The sequence below is a fragment of the Halobacillus locisalis genome (assembly GCF_013694105.1).
Taxonomy (GTDB): Bacteria; Bacillota; Bacilli; order Bacillales; family Halobacillaceae; genus Halobacillus; species Halobacillus locisalis.
In genome coordinates this window covers 194,646-211,334 of record NZ_JACEFG010000004.1, presented here as the reverse complement: position 1 = coordinate 211,334, position 16,689 = coordinate 194,646, and the positions used below count along the sequence as shown (strand labels likewise).

At 44.1% G+C, this 16,689-nt stretch carries 16 protein-coding genes; 9 read left to right on the top strand and 7 right to left on the bottom strand.

Annotated features, from left to right (window positions below; translation table 11 throughout):
* The first annotated feature begins 505 nt into the window (after positions 1 to 505).
* From H0266_RS17915 to H0266_RS17905, 3 genes are all read left to right on the top strand, one after another.
* Positions 506 to 1,510 carry an LLM class flavin-dependent oxidoreductase gene (locus tag H0266_RS17915; RefSeq protein ID WP_181473821.1) on the top strand — a complete coding sequence of 335 codons (1,005 nt, stop codon included), beginning with the start codon at positions 506 to 508 and terminating at the stop codon, positions 1,508 to 1,510.
* A 170-nt stretch (positions 1,511 to 1,680) separates the two neighbouring features.
* The gene (locus H0266_RS17910) at positions 1,681 to 2,625 is read left to right on the top strand and encodes a BMP family lipoprotein (RefSeq protein ID WP_343063336.1); all 945 of its coding nucleotides are present in this window, start codon (positions 1,681 to 1,683) and stop codon (positions 2,623 to 2,625) included.
* Positions 2,626 to 2,643: 18 nt separating this feature from the next.
* A complete protein-coding gene (locus tag H0266_RS17905) occupies positions 2,644 to 4,389 on the top strand; it encodes a methyl-accepting chemotaxis protein (protein ID WP_181473820.1) in 1,746 nt (581 codons plus the stop codon).
* A 142-nt stretch (positions 4,390 to 4,531) separates the two neighbouring features.
* Here H0266_RS17905 and H0266_RS17900 read toward each other — a convergent pair whose 3' ends face one another.
* A complete protein-coding gene (locus tag H0266_RS17900) occupies positions 4,532 to 4,783 on the bottom strand; it encodes a DUF2164 family protein (protein ID WP_181473819.1) in 252 nt (83 codons plus the stop codon).
* A gap of 54 nt (positions 4,784 to 4,837) precedes the next feature.
* On the opposite strand from H0266_RS17900, the gene H0266_RS17895 reads away from it, so the two are divergent.
* Positions 4,838 to 5,467 (top strand): pyridoxamine 5'-phosphate oxidase family protein, encoded by a 630-nt coding sequence (locus tag H0266_RS17895; protein ID WP_181473818.1) that lies wholly within the window; start codon positions 4,838 to 4,840, stop codon positions 5,465 to 5,467.
* On the opposite strand, the gene H0266_RS17890 is transcribed toward H0266_RS17895, so the two are convergent.
* Positions 5,461 to 6,051 (bottom strand): class I SAM-dependent methyltransferase, encoded by a 591-nt coding sequence (locus H0266_RS17890; RefSeq protein ID WP_181473817.1) that lies wholly within the window; start codon positions 6,049 to 6,051, stop codon positions 5,461 to 5,463. The genes H0266_RS17895 and H0266_RS17890 overlap by 7 nt on opposite strands.
* Positions 6,052 to 6,209: 158 nt before the next feature.
* Between H0266_RS17890 and H0266_RS17885 the strand changes: the two genes are divergently transcribed.
* Genes H0266_RS17885 through H0266_RS17865 form a run of 5 tightly spaced genes read left to right on the top strand, consistent with a single transcriptional unit; the run spans position 6,210 to position 10,680 of the window.
* Entirely contained in the window at positions 6,210 to 7,442 is a 1,233-nt protein-coding gene (locus H0266_RS17885; protein ID WP_181473816.1) for an ABC transporter substrate-binding protein, read from the top strand.
* On the top strand, positions 7,423 to 8,283 hold the full coding sequence (locus tag H0266_RS17880; protein ID WP_181473815.1) for an ABC transporter permease: 861 nt from the start codon (positions 7,423 to 7,425) through the stop codon (positions 8,281 to 8,283). The genes H0266_RS17885 and H0266_RS17880 overlap by 20 nt, the downstream gene beginning before the upstream one ends.
* Entirely contained in the window at positions 8,280 to 9,074 is a 795-nt protein-coding gene (locus H0266_RS17875; RefSeq protein WP_181473814.1) for an ABC transporter permease, read from the top strand. The genes H0266_RS17880 and H0266_RS17875 overlap by 4 nt, the downstream gene beginning before the upstream one ends.
* Before the next feature lie 2 nt (positions 9,075 to 9,076).
* Complete coding sequence (gene ccmA / locus H0266_RS17870) at positions 9,077 to 10,039, top strand: heme ABC exporter ATP-binding protein CcmA (RefSeq protein ID WP_181473813.1); 963 nt, start codon at positions 9,077 to 9,079, stop codon at positions 10,037 to 10,039.
* Positions 10,036 to 10,680, top strand: a complete 645-nt coding sequence (locus tag H0266_RS17865; RefSeq protein WP_181473812.1) for a TVP38/TMEM64 family protein — start codon at positions 10,036 to 10,038, stop codon at positions 10,678 to 10,680. Before ccmA ends, H0266_RS17865 begins: the two co-directional genes overlap by 4 nt.
* Positions 10,681 to 11,013: 333 nt before the next feature.
* Here the strand turns inward: H0266_RS17865 and H0266_RS17860 are convergent, their stop codons facing one another.
* The 5 genes from H0266_RS17860 to H0266_RS17840 form a co-directional block, all read right to left on the bottom strand.
* Positions 11,014 to 12,096, bottom strand: coding sequence for an FAD-dependent oxidoreductase (locus tag H0266_RS17860; protein ID WP_181473811.1), 1,083 nt, complete (start codon positions 12,094 to 12,096; stop codon positions 11,014 to 11,016).
* Between the two features lie 56 nt (positions 12,097 to 12,152).
* Positions 12,153 to 12,470: a thioredoxin family protein gene (locus H0266_RS17855; protein ID WP_181473810.1), complete on the bottom strand. Its 318-nt coding sequence runs from the start codon at positions 12,468 to 12,470 to the stop codon at positions 12,153 to 12,155.
* Positions 12,471 to 12,544: 74 nt separating this feature from the next.
* Positions 12,545 to 13,360 carry a DUF368 domain-containing protein gene (locus tag H0266_RS17850; RefSeq protein WP_181473809.1) on the bottom strand — a complete coding sequence of 272 codons (816 nt, stop codon included), beginning with the start codon at positions 13,358 to 13,360 and terminating at the stop codon, positions 12,545 to 12,547.
* Between the two features lie 194 nt (positions 13,361 to 13,554).
* Positions 13,555 to 15,075 (bottom strand): glycine betaine uptake BCCT transporter, encoded by a 1,521-nt coding sequence (locus tag H0266_RS17845; RefSeq protein WP_181473808.1) that lies wholly within the window; start codon positions 15,073 to 15,075, stop codon positions 13,555 to 13,557.
* A gap of 182 nt (positions 15,076 to 15,257) precedes the next feature.
* Positions 15,258 to 16,586: a DUF2254 domain-containing protein gene (locus tag H0266_RS17840; protein ID WP_181473807.1), complete on the bottom strand. Its 1,329-nt coding sequence runs from the start codon at positions 16,584 to 16,586 to the stop codon at positions 15,258 to 15,260.
* Positions 16,587 to 16,689: the final 103 nt, after the last annotated feature.

Genomic DNA, 16,689 nt, shown 5'->3' with positions numbered 1-16,689 from the left:
GTGTATAAACTGAACTCGATGGTTAGTCGCCCAGGTCCTCTACGGAAGTACGAAAAGGGTGTGGTGGGAAATGACTCGCTTTTCTGCGGGGGAGCCGCCAAGCCTCCTCGGTCGTTGCACTCCCTGTGAGGTCTCGCCTGAGTCCTTCTCCCGCGGGAGTCTCGCCATTTCCCACCACACACATCTACATGTACAGAACGGACCTTTTTAATGAGAGAATTGCAGCCTGACCGCTAATGAAAAGCTTGTCAGGGAAGCTTTTCATCTGTCCGAATAGTTCGGGGAAATGTCCGATTAAGGAATGAATGTCCTGAAAACCACAACCTTTGTCCGAAATACCGCGCCTCTTGTCCGAATGGATCGAGCGGGTGTCGAGTCTAGTCCCAACAACTCTACTACATGCGGCCCTACACTGGTGCGTTTTCTGATCAAAAGCTTTGCATCTATCAATCGCACATGTAACGATAGAAATAACAAATAGTCGAAAGAAAAGAGGGTCTGTCTCATGAAACTTAGCATTTTAGATCAATCACCCATTTTAAAAGGAATGACCCCTCATGAAGCGTTACAACAAACTACCGAATTAGCCAAATTAACCGACGAACTTGGGTATCATCGTTTCTGGGTTTCCGAACACCATAGCACCTCAAGTCTGGCAGGCTCAGCACCTGAAGTATTAGTCGCCCACTTAGCTGCCAACACCCATCAGATCCGTGTGGGAACAGGAGGTGTCCTACTCCCTCACTACAGTTCCTACAAGGTAGCCGAAGCGTTTCGTGTACTTGAAACGTTACACCCCGGTCGTATCGATCTAGGGGTTGGAAGAGCTCCTGGTGGGATGCCGAATGTGAACTTGGCTTTGAACAGGGGGAAACTACCGAATATTGAGGGGTATCCTGCTCAAGTCGAAGAACTGATGGCTTACCTTCACGGTCAGGACCCTCACGGGATGAACATCTATGCGACACCGAAAGGAGAGACGTCCCCTATGGTTTGGATGCTTGGTTCTAGTGGCACAAGTGCCCGATTAGCCGCTGACTTAGGGGCATCTTATTCGTTTGCTCACTTTATCAATGGACACGGTGGAATCAGAGCCATGGATCGTTATAAGAATTATTTCTCTCCATCGATGCAACAAAGCCAACCGAACGGAAATGTATCGGTCTTCGTAGTCTGTGCCGAAACGGATGAGGAAGCAGAATATTTAGCGTCGAGCCTTGACCTCGCTTTACTCAAAATTGAACAAGGTGAAACTCGCCCTCACTTCCCTTCCCCGGATGAAGCGATTCACCACCCTTATTCGATGTATGAACTAGACCGAGTGCAGGAAAACCGCAATCGTATGATTGTCGGCACGCCAAAACACGTGAAAGAGTCAATCGAGGGGATTGCGGAGAAATACCAGGTTGATGAAGTCATCATCAATACGATCATTTCCCCTTTCGAGAAACGGTTGCAGTCTTATCGACTGATTGCCGAGGCATTTGAATTGACTCCATCTTCTGTATGACATTCATCCACAATGATCAAGGCAATACTTTGACCTTCTCATAATCCAACGCCCCATCCATCACAATTGGATGGGGTTTTTTTATGAACTGAAACAAAAGTCCTGTTTAAAACGTCCGATATAGTTCCGATAATTAGGTTGTCAGACATCATATATAAGGAGTGAATGTTGTGAAATATACATACTGGTTTTTCTTGTTGTGTCTCACCCCTTTCCTATTGATCGGGTGTGCTCAACAAGCAGAGACTTCACAAGCAGAAGACCGGATCAGTGCAGGCCTTCTCGTAACAGAAAGCGGGCTCGGTGATGACTCTTTTAGTGATTCAGCCTTTCAAGGATTAGAACTTGCACGAGATGAGTTAGGGATTACATTCGATTACCGTGAGCCTTTTGATAAAAATTACGACAAGCAACTTAAAGAACTAGTGAAGCAGGACCATGATGTCATCATCGGTCTAGGCTACAATGCTCTCCCTTCCGTTGAAAGACTAGCTTCGGAATATCCAAACCAGCCATTCGTACTGATTGACGCCGTTTCGGAAAAAGAGAATGTAACTTCCATCACCTTCAAAGAAGATGAAGGAAGCTATTTAATCGGATTGATTGCCGGTATGAAAACGACGAGCCAAACAGTAGGATTCATTGGTGGTGAACAGATCCCTGTCGTTGAACGGTTTGAGGAAGGTTTCACTCGTGGAGTTAAAGAGGCGAACCCTGAAGCAGAGGTACTCGTTTCGTATGCCAATACATTCGATGATGATAAAAAAGGCGAACAACTCACGAAAGACATGGTCGAACAAGGAGCCGATTACATATTCCCTGCGGCTGGATTTACTGGAATAGGGGCGTTGAAGGAAGCACAAAAACAAGACATTTTTGCCTTTGGAGTCGATAGTGATCAGTTTTTCGTTGCAGAGGAAGCCGTTGTCACATCGATGCTAAAAAACGTCAATGTCGCTCTCTACGATGTGATGGAGCAATTAGCGAATGGCGAATCATTAGATGGCACGCATAAAACATTAGGGATTGAAGAAAACGGAGTAGGTCTAGCTCCTATTCGCCTGATCAACCTTACATCTGAGGAAGAACAAAACCTGAATGAAGCAAGAAACTAATAGAAAGGAGTGCTAACTATGAATATAGGAAAACGTCTTTATATCATGACATTGATTCCTTTGATGTTGAGTTTAGTTTTGATCGGTTACATCGTTGTTCAAATGATTCAACTCCAGCAGTCCTCTAATCAGGACGTACAAGTTCTGTTGGAAGGAAAAGAACTGCATGGACAGCTCGTTACGGTTGAACAATCCCTGAACGGCTATGGATATAATCCGTCAGAAGCGACGAGGACCGAAGCCGTGAACCAAGTCGAACAAACGAAAAATATATTCTCAAACATCGCCCCTCTTCTCGAGACAGAAGAACAAACCCGTTGGTATAAGCAAGCGGAAGCGAAATATGAGCGTTGGAACCAAATCGTCACCGAAGCGTTGAATGATTCGGATGTCAATGAAGTCCAGCGTCAAGCTGCACGTACAGCGGGAATACTGAATGATGCCTATATGCTTCAACAAGAATCGAGAGAATGGTATGACCGGACAATAACGAACCAGAAACAACAAATTCAAACGATGATTACATTTACGATCATCGCAGCCGCTATCCTTATGATTACATCCATCATGTCAACGACTCGATTGACCAAACACATTGCCAAACCATTACGGTACTTGTCCGAGCAGGCCTCCAAAGTAGCAGACGGTCACTTGAATGCAACGATTGATGTAAAAGATCGTGAGAAGGATGAGATCGGTCAATTGAAGCGTTCCTTCCAAGTGATGATCACGAACTTACGTGAAACGGTTCAATCCGTGAATCATATCGGAGAGAATGTTGGAGACTTCAGTTCCAAACTGAAATCTGAAATGGACGGATTGACGGAGGTCACCAACCAAGTAGCCAGCTCAACAGATGAACTCGCTCAAGGCAGTCAATCCATCTCTAATGATATACAGGATGTATCGACCTTGATGGAGAATTTGCATCAATCCTTTGAATCCAACACAGAACAAAGCTTGGAATCACGTGAAATGAGTAAGCAGGCCCTCGGCTACGTCAAACAAGGACAAGAAGCGATTGGTGAACAGCGTTCGCTTATGAACCAAAGTACAACGGCCATTTCAGGTGTGAACGACTCAGTCAACGACTTTGTGCGTTACACGGATCAAATTGAACAAACGATCAATCTTGTGAATGACATTTCAGAGCAAACCAACCTCCTTGCCCTTAACGCAGCTATTGAAGCCGCCCGCGCAGGGGAACATGGTAAAGGATTCGCCGTCGTTGCTGATGAAGTCCGCAAACTAGCAGATCAATCAACCGAGGCTACTGGAAACATTTCAGAAATGGTCCAGCACATTAAATCTGGTGTTCAAGAGATTGCGAAAGAGATGGAAAATACTATGCTCCTTTCAGAAAAACAAGACACTTCTGTGGATCAATCGAAACAGGCCTTTGAGAAAATCAGTGCTCAAGTCTCCCTGATCGATGAGCGTTTAGAAACATTGGCGCAGAATATGGAACAATCGAAAGAACGCAGCTCGCAGGTTAGTACATCGATTGAAAATGTCAGTGCCATTACGGAAGAAACAGCAGCCGGTACAGAAGAAATTTCTGCCTCAACAGAAGAACAACAAAACGCCTTCGGGCAGATGATACAAGAAACGAGCAAACTGGACGGGATGATTGGAGATATGAACGAACAGCTTCAACAGTTCACATGGGACGAAGAGGTGACAACAGGTTTTTCTGATGTTGAATCTACACCAACCATGGATGCAGACGGTGATGATCAAACTGATCAGATGAAATCAGCCTAAATTTAAAAACTCCGCTTCTGGCAAACTTGCCGGGAGCGGAGTTTTTTCAGAAATTCCGATTGAACAGTGTAACATTATGCTCCCTTTTCTGGTACCATAAAAAGGAAGACTTTGAGAGAACTGCAGATTTTTTCTAAGTATTTTACCGGGACGGCCTTCCCGCAGGACGCTCAAGCGATAACAAATCTTCATCGATGTTCATCACTTTTTGCTCCAGCATTTGGCGCGCATCATAGATGCCTTTATTGTAGAGAAAAGGGCCAATTTCTTTCACCATATAGTCGAGCATTTGATCCGCCGCCAGCTCTCCGATCGATTCATCGCGTTCTAACTCAAAATACTCTTGAATTCTTGCAATCATGTACTCTTTTTCTTCCTTTTTTAAAGACTTCACATCTCTTACCCCCTTTTATTATTATCCTAGCATACAAACAAGGAGTGTACCGACATGGTTAGAACGTACTCAACGATTACGACCTTTGAAGCCTTAGAAGACATACAAGGAACCCCGGGAAGACTTGCATCGAATAAAGTGATTCATCATCTAGATGAGCATTGCCGACAGTTCATCAACCATTCTCCTTTTGCGACGATCAGTACATCCAACAAGTATGGACATTGTGACTCCTCCCCACGCGGCGACGGTCCTGGGTTTGCCATGGTTCTCGACTCCCATACGCTCGTCTTACCCGAGAGAATCGGAAACCGCAGAATGGACTCCATGCGGAACTTATTAGAAAATCCTCACATCGGATTACTCTTTATGATCCCTGGTCTTAACGAAACGTTACGCATCAATGGCACAGCTTCTATTTCTGACGACCCTGGATTATTGGAACCCTTGGAAGCGAATGGTCACATTCCGAACGTTGCAATTGTGATAAAAGTCGAAGAATGCTTTATACATTGCGCTAAAGCGTTGATCCGTTCCAAGCTGTGGAAGCCTGAAACGTGGCCGCACCCAGACGAACTGACGAAACCAGCCAAGATGCTCGCAGCTCATGTAAAGCTTGATGATGTGAGCGAATCCGATGTGGAATCGTCCCTTAACGAAAGCTATTCCCGACGCCTTTACTGATTTGTGGCCACAGCACAGACAGCATTGTTCGGGTGCGCCGACTTGATAAATACCTCGATTTGCTTGAACCCCGCATTCGCTAGGAGGGCTCGGAGCTGATCTCCAAGGACTTCTGTCGTCTGATCTCCTGCTCCATCCTCATGAGGTCTGATCGTCAAAGCTATTTTGCCACCTTTTCTTAACAACGACCTAAGGTGAGTCAAGGTGGCAACGGGCTGATCCCAGTACGTCACATTATTGATCGCATACACCTTATCAAGCGGCTCTCGGAACCCTTCCAGTACGCTCGCTTCACCTTGTATCATACATATATCACAATCACTGTTTCGCTTCTGAAGTCGTTTGATCGATGTATCCACCATCACTTCTGAAGGATCGACCCCGAAAACTTTTCCTTCTTGTCGATTGGCGATCGTGCATAGCGTTTGGCCTGCTCCGAACCCAACCTCCAATACACTATCCCCTTCTTCAACTCCCAAAAAAGATACAGTCCACTGATTCAGTTCTTCATTTTCTTTATTCATAAACCATCCCACAGCTTTCCCGACTAACCCTGCAGGCTTTGCAAATTGTTCATACAGCATATTTGTCCCTCCTCTGCCACCGTTATTCCCGAATCGATGTGTAACCAATCGGCATATCAGTTCCTATTTATCCAAAACATTTGTATGATAGATTACAGTTACATGTGTAAAAAAACGGGTACACTTGAAGGAAAGAAGCGTTCTGTAGGGGGAAAAATATGAGAACTCACGGCCTGATCGGTCTATTAATCATTTTGCTATTATCCGCATGTTCAGGAGGCGAAAGCACGCCTGGTTTGTCAGAAGTGACGAGTAAGGAATGGACAGATATTGAAGCTTCTGCTGAAGATACAACCGTCCGGCTATTTATGTGGGGTGGAGATGAGGGAATCAATCAATACATTGATGACTGGGTATCCCCGCGTCTAGCTGAGAACCATAACGTCACACTTGAACGCGTACCGATGAATACAGGAGAAATCTTGCAAAAGCTGCAAACGGAGAAGCAAGCCGGTAAAACAGAAGGAACAATCGATATAGTCTGGATCAATGCTGAGAATTTTAAAAATGCGAAGGAAAATGAATTGTTAGCTGGTTCATTCGTAGATAGTCTGCCAAACTTCAATGATTATTACCAGACGGATGACCCCGCTTTCCAAACAGATTTCGGAACAGATGTGGACGGCATGGAAGCGCCTTGGGGGAAAGTTCAATTTGTCTTTCACTATGACGCTGCTAAGGTCGACAATCCACCTTCCTCTTTTGAAGAATTGAAAGCATGGACAGCTGAAAATCCTGGTAAATTCACCTATCCGAATGCCGATGATTTCACAGGCAACGCCTTTTTACGTCACATTTTGTATGCGCAGGCGGAAAGTCCATCCGCCATTTATGATCAACCACTTGATGAAGAGGCCATTTCGGAGACAGCAGATGACACGTGGAAGTACTTAAACGAAATGGAACCGAGTCTATGGAGATCGGGCGACCATTATCCGAACACATTAACAGAACTCGATCGCCTTTATAGCCAGGGGGAAGTGTGGATGACGATGGGCTATAACGAAGCAAGAGCGGAATCGCTCATAGACGAAGGCGTTTTCCCCGAAACGACACGATCATTTGTCATGGATCCAGGATCGATCGGAAACACGCACTTCCTCTCTATACCGTTCAACAGTACCAATCAAGCCGGCGCTTTGACAGCCATCAATTTCATGCTATCTCCAGAGGCACAACTGGCGAAGCTGAAACCGAATTACTGGGGAGAGAACACACCTATCAGTATTGAAAAGTTACCCGAAGACATGAAAGAAAAATTCCAATCTGTCGAAAGAGGTGAGAGTGTTCTCTCTCAGCAGGAACTAGAAGAAAGCTTTCTTCCTGAGTCCGAAGCCGCTTACGTAGATTGGATGAAAGAGCAGTGGTTCAATGAAGTGGTACAAAACTAAAGCATTCTATTTATTCATTCCAAGCTTTTTATTCCTACTGATTCCAATGTATGGACTTGTTCAAGCCTTCATACAGAGCTTGAGCACTGACGGGGCGTTGACGTTCGAATTCTATCAACGCCTATTCGAGTCTGACCGATTCCTTGCTTCTCTAGGATTCAGCCTACAAACAGCTTTTACCTCGTCACTCCTCTCTTTAGTGATTGGTGTGCTACTCACGAGATCCTGTTATCAACTATTAGAAAGCTACGCCCCTCGTCTCATTGTCTGGTTACCGATGCTATTCCCGCACTTTGTATGGGGATACATGGTAATCCTGCTCTTGTCTGAAAGCGGTGTTCTTTCACAACTTTTACAAGTGACTGGAGTTTTGTCAGATAGTGGCGGTCTTCCAACGTTGACAAGGGACGCAAGCGGACTCGGTATCATAATCACGTACGTCTGGAAAGAAGTCCCCTTTGTCATCCTGATGCTCTTACCTGTGTATGCATCCATCAAACCGGAGTATTATGACTTAGTGAAAAACCTGGGAGGCAATTCTTTCAGACAATTCACGAGTGTGGAGTGGCCTCATATTCTTCCAGTTATGATAGAGACATTTTTAATCATTTTCTCGTTCACCCTTTCAGCTTATGAGGTGCCTGCTCTGTTAGGGACGACTTTCCCCGAAATGGTCTCTGTTTTAAGCTATGATTGGTTCTACGGGAGCTCTTGGGATGATCGACCTTTAGCATTTGCTGCTATGATCTCTATCAGTCTAATCATTTTAGTGCTCACCCTCCTATCTTACTTGTTATTAAGTAAAAGGCAGTGGAAAGCGATGAGGGGGCGGTTGAAATGATACGGAATAAACGACTTTTTTATGTATTGGCAACACTATTATTTTTACTGCCGACGCTGATCCTCCTGCTTCAAAGTTTGTCAGAGACGTGGAGGTTCCAAACCGGTGAAGGACTCAGATTCCAACTGGACAGTTATTCTGTTTTACTGTCCGATCCTAAACTATGGTCAGCAACGGGATGGTCTATTGGAATCGGAGCCGGCGTCCTATTCATTAATTTAGTAATCGGAATCATGACGGGAAAAGCGCTGGCGACCCTTTCATTTAAAGGAAAGCCTTTCGTCGAAGCGATTATTCTTGCCCCCATCTTAATCCCTGTACTCGCTATTGCCATGGGGCTGCACTTGTTCATGATTCGTATCGGACTCGCCGATACGGTGCTTGGTGTCATCATCATCCACCTTGTCCCTACAGTTCCTTATAGTATAAAAATTTTCCAGAATGCGTATCGACAACTGGGAAGCCCAATGCTTGAACAACCCCTTATTCTTGGTTCGAATCCTTTACACCAACTGTTCACCATCGAATTACCATTAATGAAGCCAGCTATTCGAAGCGTTACATTTTTAACAATCGTAATCAGTCTCAGCCAGTATGCCATAACAGCAATCATTGGCGGAGGGCGGATCATCACCTTACCTATGGTGTTCTTTCCGTTTCTCGACACAGCCAACTCTTCTATCATGGCCGCCTTCTCCATTTGGTTCTCTATGATCCCGCTTGCCTTATATGTATTGGTTGAGATCCTGTTGCTTCTTCTACCCTATACGATCATGCCTTGGAGGAAATAACAATGAATAGCTCACTAGAAATAAAAGACATGACGAAACAATTCCAACAACAAATGATATTGAAAGACGTCAGTTTCACATTGAATAAAGGGGAAATCCTGAGTATCGTAGGGCCATCAGGTAGCGGGAAAACAACTCTTCTACGTATTCTAGCTGGTTTAGAGACCCCAACATCCGGTACGGTTTCCATATCCGGTAAAGACGTAACGAGGAAGAAAGCGAATAAACGAAACTTAAGTCTCGTATTTCAACAACCACTCCTCTTCCCCCATATGACGGTAAAAGAGAATATCCGCTACGGCGCGAAACTGGCTAAAAAAAATGATGAAGATAAAATCATCAGTTTGCTAGATGCCATTGGGCTTTCTTCGTACGCGGACCATTACCCAAGCGAAATTTCAGGTGGTCAACAACAACGTGTTGCCCTCGCTCGCGCCATGGCGACGGAACCAGAAGTGATCCTATTTGATGAACCCTTCAGCAGTCTGGACCCACAACTCCGACAAGGGTTGAGGTTATGGGTACGCGACTTTTTGGCCGAACGGGCGATTACTTCGATCTTCGTTACGCACGATACGGAAGAAGCGATGCTGATGGGAGATCGCGTCGCTTTATTCAACGAAGGGGTATTCCAACAGATAGACGAACCCAAAGTCCTTCATCAGTCCCCAGCAAACCCTTTCGTCGCCAACTTCTTAGGAGGCCATCTCGTCTTGAACGATGAACGGTATATCCCATTACCTTCTTGCCTGCTTCATCCACCAGAATCGAATGAAGCCCATGAAACGTATCAAGGGATTGTTGAACATGTGACTTATCAGCACGGACAGACTATTGGACATGTGTATATAGATACTCTCAATAAAAAGATTTCCTTACCAATCGGCGATCTATCAACTAAAGAAGAGCTTCACCTTTATCTACCATCTTCGCAAATCAAGCCGTTCAGGGGGAATCATACATGAAGAAGAAAAGCATCGTTCGTGCCCTTGTCTTTTTAGCTGTCTTCATCGCTATTGTCTGGTTTGTACGACGTCATATCGACGTGTCGACTGAGGGCATTCGAGATTATATTCTATCTTTTGGCATTTATGGCCCTCTCCTGTTTATGGGCATCTACGCCATTGGTCCGATTATCGCTTTCCCAACATCTGTTCTGTCCCTTGCAGCCGCCTTCGCTTATGGATTTTGGCCCGGCATACTCTACATCGTCATCGGGGCCACAGCGGCTTCTGTTACAGGTTATATCATGGGACGTTTCTTCGGAGATTCTGTACTGAAATTCCAGGAATCCGAATGGGCTCAAAAGATCTACCCACGAATGAAAGAACAAGGATTCCTTTATGTTTTCGTTTTGCGATTAATTCCTATCGTAGGATTTGATATTTTAAGTTACTTAGCAGGCATGACCAGAGTGAAACTGAAATCTTTCGTTCCCGCAACTGTAATCGGCATGCTTCCGGGATCGATTGCCTATAGTCTTGTGGGATCAAGTCTCGCAAGTGGTGACCGCACGCTTATCTTCGTAGCTCTCGCTGTTTTAGCACTTTTACTCGTCACCACTTTCTTATTGAAAGACAAAGTAAGAAGCTGGCTGAACATATAATTGAAATTAGACATGATTGTGGTTGTTTTCGTTAAGTGGTGTAGAGGTTCGAAGGGCCAGGAAATGACTCGCTTTCCACGGGCATGTGCTGAGCTTCCTCAGGCTTCGCCTTGCGGGATCTCACCAATCACGTCCATCCCGCGGGAGAAGGACTCAGGCGAGACCCCAAAGGGAGTGTCAACGACCGAGGAGGTTCGGCGGCTCCTCCGCAGGAAAGCGAGTTGTTTCAAAACGAACCCTTATCCCCTCTTATCTGTGTCTTCTAAAACCTGTCTTTTTATAAACGTCACATACCAATATAAATAAGCGACCGAGGAGAGTCTCATCGGTCGCTTATTTATATTTATTCATGAACTGCGTATCTATTTTGTTTTTCAATTTCCACGCCCGATGACTATGATTGGTAACTAGTCCATACGTAAAGAACCCTTTTTTGTGCCCTGTGGACAGGATATATAAGGCTTGACTTTGCGGTTGATAGGCTTTCAATTCCCCTTCACTTAAATAATTCTTTAAGTTCTCCCACAGTACTGGTCCTTGTCGCACAGCATATACACCGCTCTTTGCCAAATCCGGGTACGAAGACATTGTCACACAGTCCCCAGCTCCGAATATGTGCGTGTAGTCTTCAAATTGAAGCGTATCTTTCACATAAGCGAAACCGCGTTCGTCGTGGCCAATCCCAGATGATTTAAAGATGGGATCAGCAATCGCCCCGCCTAACCATAAGACCCCTGTGTGCCTGATCCGGTTTCCTTGCTCCGTTTTTATATGGTGCTCATGTATCTCCACGACTCGTTCATTCTCCCAAACTTGAATACCTTTTTTTGTTATCAGTGATTCCAACTTCTTAGAAACGCGCTTTGGTGCTTCAGCTAGTAATCGGTTGGCACTGACTAAGCGGACTTGTCCCGGTATTTGCTTTCTTTCTTTATAAGCTTGAATCGACATGGCGAGTTCTGAGCCTGCTGCGCCTCCGCCCACTAAAAGCGGGTTGTGCGTTTCACGAAGGTGATTGATTTGATCGACAAATTCATAGTTGGGTTTGATCGTTCGAGCAACCGTATCTTCCATGTCATGCGGGAGGCTACGGGACCCTATATCGAAACTGATTACATCGAAAGGGTAAACAGAGCGATCCTTGCATACTATTTTCTTTCGTTCTGGCAAGACTCGGTCTACCATTTTCTTTACGAAATGAACACCAGCCGCGTCGGTCAATTCCTTCAGGTTAACACGTGTGTCGTCAAGTCCATAGAGTCCTTCCGTGTAGCCGGAGAACATACCTGAATAGTATTGATAAGTGGAAGGAGAGAGAAGACATACCTCTACATTCGGAAAAGGCTCTTCTTTCAACTTTCTAATCACCTCAAGATGAGAATGACCCGCGCCCACTAGCAACAGTCGTTTCAACATTATTGACACCTCCAGATACAAAACGTCCACATGGCAGAACCATGTGGACGTAATTCTTACAGGCTTGCTTGTAAAAACTCTTGAACTTCTTCCGGAGTTTTAGCGTTGGCACTATGCAAGTGAGCGATTTTCTTACCTTCTTTGAAAATCAACAGACTTGGAATGCCCATCACTTCATACTTCTCCGCTACTTCGGGAAGCTCATCACGGTTTACGTCATACCAATTGTATTGGTTATATTCCTCTAAAATATCCCCGATAAACATGTCCATGCGTCTGCAATCCGGGCACCAATCGGCTTGAAACTTTACAATCACCGGGTTCTCACTTGTAATAATGTCGTTAAACGTGTCTAGCTTATGAATGGATTCCATTTTTTATTCTCCTTTACTAAGTTACTCTGTGTTCTATGATAAGGGATTATTGTGGTTATTGTCTTATCATGTGCTTATTTATACTCTACACGCCCAAGCAGCCAAGCCGCTAGTAGTCCGCCTAAGAATGTAAGGAAGCTTACAATCCACATTGCACCCGTTCCGGGAACGCCCGGAAAAACGACGAAGACAGAACCAATAACCAGACCTATGATTAAAGCAAAGGTCGCGGACGTATGATTTTCAAGAAAATACTTCACAATCTTACTCATCGATACGATTCCGAGTAAGATCCCTAATCCAACGATGCCAATGATCGTGAAATCAAAATTCTCAATACCTAACGTGATTGTTGAATAAACACCAATCACATATAACATGAACGATCCGCTGATACCCGGCAGAATCATAGCGCTACTAGCTATGAATCCTGAAAAGAAGAGAAGCACGTAGGTGGATAACGTGAAATTCTTAATAGGGTCCGTTTCACTCGTTTGGAAAAACCCCATGGATGCTACGATGACTAACCCGATAACCAGGATTACATAATGCTTAGATCCAAAAGTTCTCTTCATTTCTGCCTTATGGGTCAAATAAGGGAGAACACCAATGATCAGTCCTAAGAAGAAAAACTGTGTTGGTATAGGGTAGTTTTCAAATAGAAAGTTGATTAGATTGACCAATAAAACAATAGCGGTCCCGACTCCTAACCCTAATGGGATTAAGAACTTCAGGTGTTTTTTCCATTCTTTACTGAAAACTCCATTGATCGCTTCGATCAGCCGATCATAGATACCTAGAACGACCGCGATGGTACCTCCACTGACACCAGGGACGACATCACTGGCCCCCATCAGCATTCCTCTGTAAATGTTCTTCCACTCCCACATATATCCATAACTCCTTTATTTCATATGCTTGCCTTATCTATTCTATCAAAGTTTTGTAAGATTTTATGAACCATTTCTCAAATTTTCTTCATTCGGTAATAGAAAACGGCTAATACATGACTTCGGGATTTACATACTCTATTACAAAACAAGAGGGCGAAACCAGTTATGATTTCGCCCCATTTGTTATAGATTTAAGCTGAAGACTTAGCTTTATCTTTTTCTTTTTGGCGGTCAATCTCTGCTTTATCTGCTCTTAAGGCTTTATAAAGCGAAATGACCATGAGTATCATGAGTAGCGAGAACGGAAAAGCTGACGATATAAGCGCATTCTGTAAGGCTTGTAGACCTCCGGAATACAACAATACAGCAGCCATTGACGATTGGATGATTCCCCAAACGAATTTCACCGCAGTAGGTGGAGTCAATGAACCGTTTGTCGTTTGCATACCCAATACGAAGGTAGCTGAGTCAGCTGATGTAATGAAGAATGTCCCGATCAACACCATAGCAACGATTGACATTAGTAATCCTAACGGGTATTGATCAAAGGTACCGAACATAGCCTGTTCTGTAGCTAGATCCGCAATATTCGCTTCTCCATCCTGCTGAACTTGAATAGCAGACGAACCGAATGTTGCAAACCATAAGAACCCGAGAACCGATGGAACGAGAAGTACTCCAGATAAGAATTCACGTATCGTACGACCTTTGGAGACACGAGCAATGAAGATCCCTACGAAAGGTGACCAAGAGATCCACCACGCCCAGTAGAAGACAGTCCAACTATTGATCCACTGACGATTCTCCTCGCTTGTCGGAGCCAACCTGAAACTCATTGAAGGCAAGTTCTGCAAGTACGCTCCGAATGTATCTGTGAACATGTTTAAAATAAACAGTGTTGGACCTACGATGAACATAATAGTAATAAGTGAAATGGCCAAAAACATGTTGGCGTTACTCAAATATTTGATCCCTTTACTTAAGCCTGTATAAGCTGAAATCATAAATAAAACAGTAACGACAGCAATGATGATCACCTGTACCCCAAAGGATTCCGTGATTGGTGTCAGGTATGTCAATCCACCATTGATTTGCGAAGCCCCGAAGCCTAGCGTTGTAGCAACACCTACAATCGTCGCAAAGACAGCGATGACATCGATTAATCTCCCCCATGGCCCGTCCATTTTATCGCCGAAGATGGGTTTTAAGGTAGAACTGATGAGAGCGGGCGCACCATGTCTGAACTTAAAGTAAGCCAAGACAAGAGCGACGGTCGCATAAATGGCCCATGCATGTATTCCCCAATGTAAATAAGCAAACTGCATCGCTTCTTTTATAGCGGCAGGTGTACCTGTTTCTGTTGTTGGTGCATTGGTAGCATAGAAGTAGATAGGTTCTGCTGCTCCCCAGAATACAAGACCGATTCCCATACCAGCACTAAAAAGCATAGCAAACCAAGTAAGATAGTTATACTCTGGTTTATCCGTAGGTTTCCCCAGTCTAATTTTTCCGTAAGGACTAACAATCATATAAAGACAGAAAATCACGAAACCAGAAACGATAAGTAAGTAATACCAACCGAAATGGACAGAAATGAATGATTGAATTGCACCTGTTATTGTTTGCAAGTTCTCTGGAGCGATGGAACCCCAAGCAACTGCGAATAATGCTATCCCTAAGGTTATCCAAAATACCGAAGTGACTTTATTCATAGCTTTCCCCTTTCAAAAATCTTTATTTTTCATACAAAAGACATACCGAGTCTTTCAAAGGTGAGATATGATTATTAAGTACCCACTGGCACAAAAGATAAACAAAACTCCCATCTAAATGTTAGCACATATCGACATACTTCTGCACAACGGAAAATAACAAAACCTCTTTAGAAATCACTCTAAAGAGGCGTACGTGATAAAGGTAAAGACTCATTGCATGCGTCTGCTAATTTCTGGGCTTGCTTATAAAAGCGCTCATAGTCCAAATCATTCAACTCGCTCGTTTCGACAGATTCTATAACGTACTCGCCGAATCTCCACGTATCATCCCGAATGTCGCCGCCTTGAGCAACGGATATTTTGTATAACGCTTCGAGGACTCCATTCATTACAGACAAGTCATGTTTTCCATAAATCCGGATTTGGTAGAAACTTTTATATACATAATCACGGAAATAACGGGGCTCCATTAACAACCTAATATCCTCATTAGAATCTGAATAATATTGGATAGGTTTATAAACAGCTGCCAAATCTGACAATAATGAGCCGACCCGATTAATGCAGTTGACCGCTGTATGAGGGTCATTGATACTTGGTGAGATGGCTTTTACCGCAATCTCCACCAGCTTCTGAATAGAGAACTCGATATCCTGAATATCTGTCCGCTCATTTCCGATAAGTAAATACTGCATACTGGGGCTTGCATCCAGTTCTTCTCCAGCGTCTTCCTTCTGCCAATAGTAAAATGCAGGCACGCCTTTCTGAATGTAATGTCCGATTTGAAAATCAGCTTCTAGGAGTACATCATTTTGTTTCGCCCATTCGATCAGTCCCTGAATTTGAATACCCTGAAGATATCCTGATTCATTCGCTAATACGGTAGACTTCCTTCCCTTTTTCCACTCGTCTATATCATCTTGGTCCCACTCGACGTGTTCATTGTAACTCTTTTCTGAGAATGTCTTCCTAATGACCGCCGACGTATGAGTGCGGATTTGCCCTATGAGATTATTCACCTGTACGAAGCGTGAAGAATGATGAATGAAAATAATAAAGAACGCTAGGCAGACCATGGATACAAGGACGGTAATGAACGGGCTCAGTAATCCTTGACTGTCCCCGCTTCCTAACAGCAATAAATTAATCAGAGCGAACACAAACCCAAAGGAGTACACCCCTAGGACATGTTGAGTGACACGACTTTTCATGAAGTCTTGTAACGTTCGTGGCGAAAATTGAGTCGTGTATGTCGTTAAGACTACCATGATTGTCGAAAAGCTGATGGTCGTCATCGTTAAAATAGATGTGATCAAAGACCCGTATAACGTCTGGGCCACGCTTTTTTCTGTGAAAAACAACTTCGGCAAACTATCCTTGATTTGGGGAACGGCCCAAACGTCGAGCGCACTAACAAAAGCCACCATCACCACTGAAATAAAGCTGTATAACGCTGGAAGGAACCAGAAACTATCCCTCACATTCACCCACGCTTTTTCTTTGTTCATTCCTTACACCTTCCTTCCTTTTCATACAACTTATTATTATGTATGCCACTCTTTTATAGTTCCCCTCTTTCTCCAATTCTACCCTTCTATTTTTCTGGTAAAA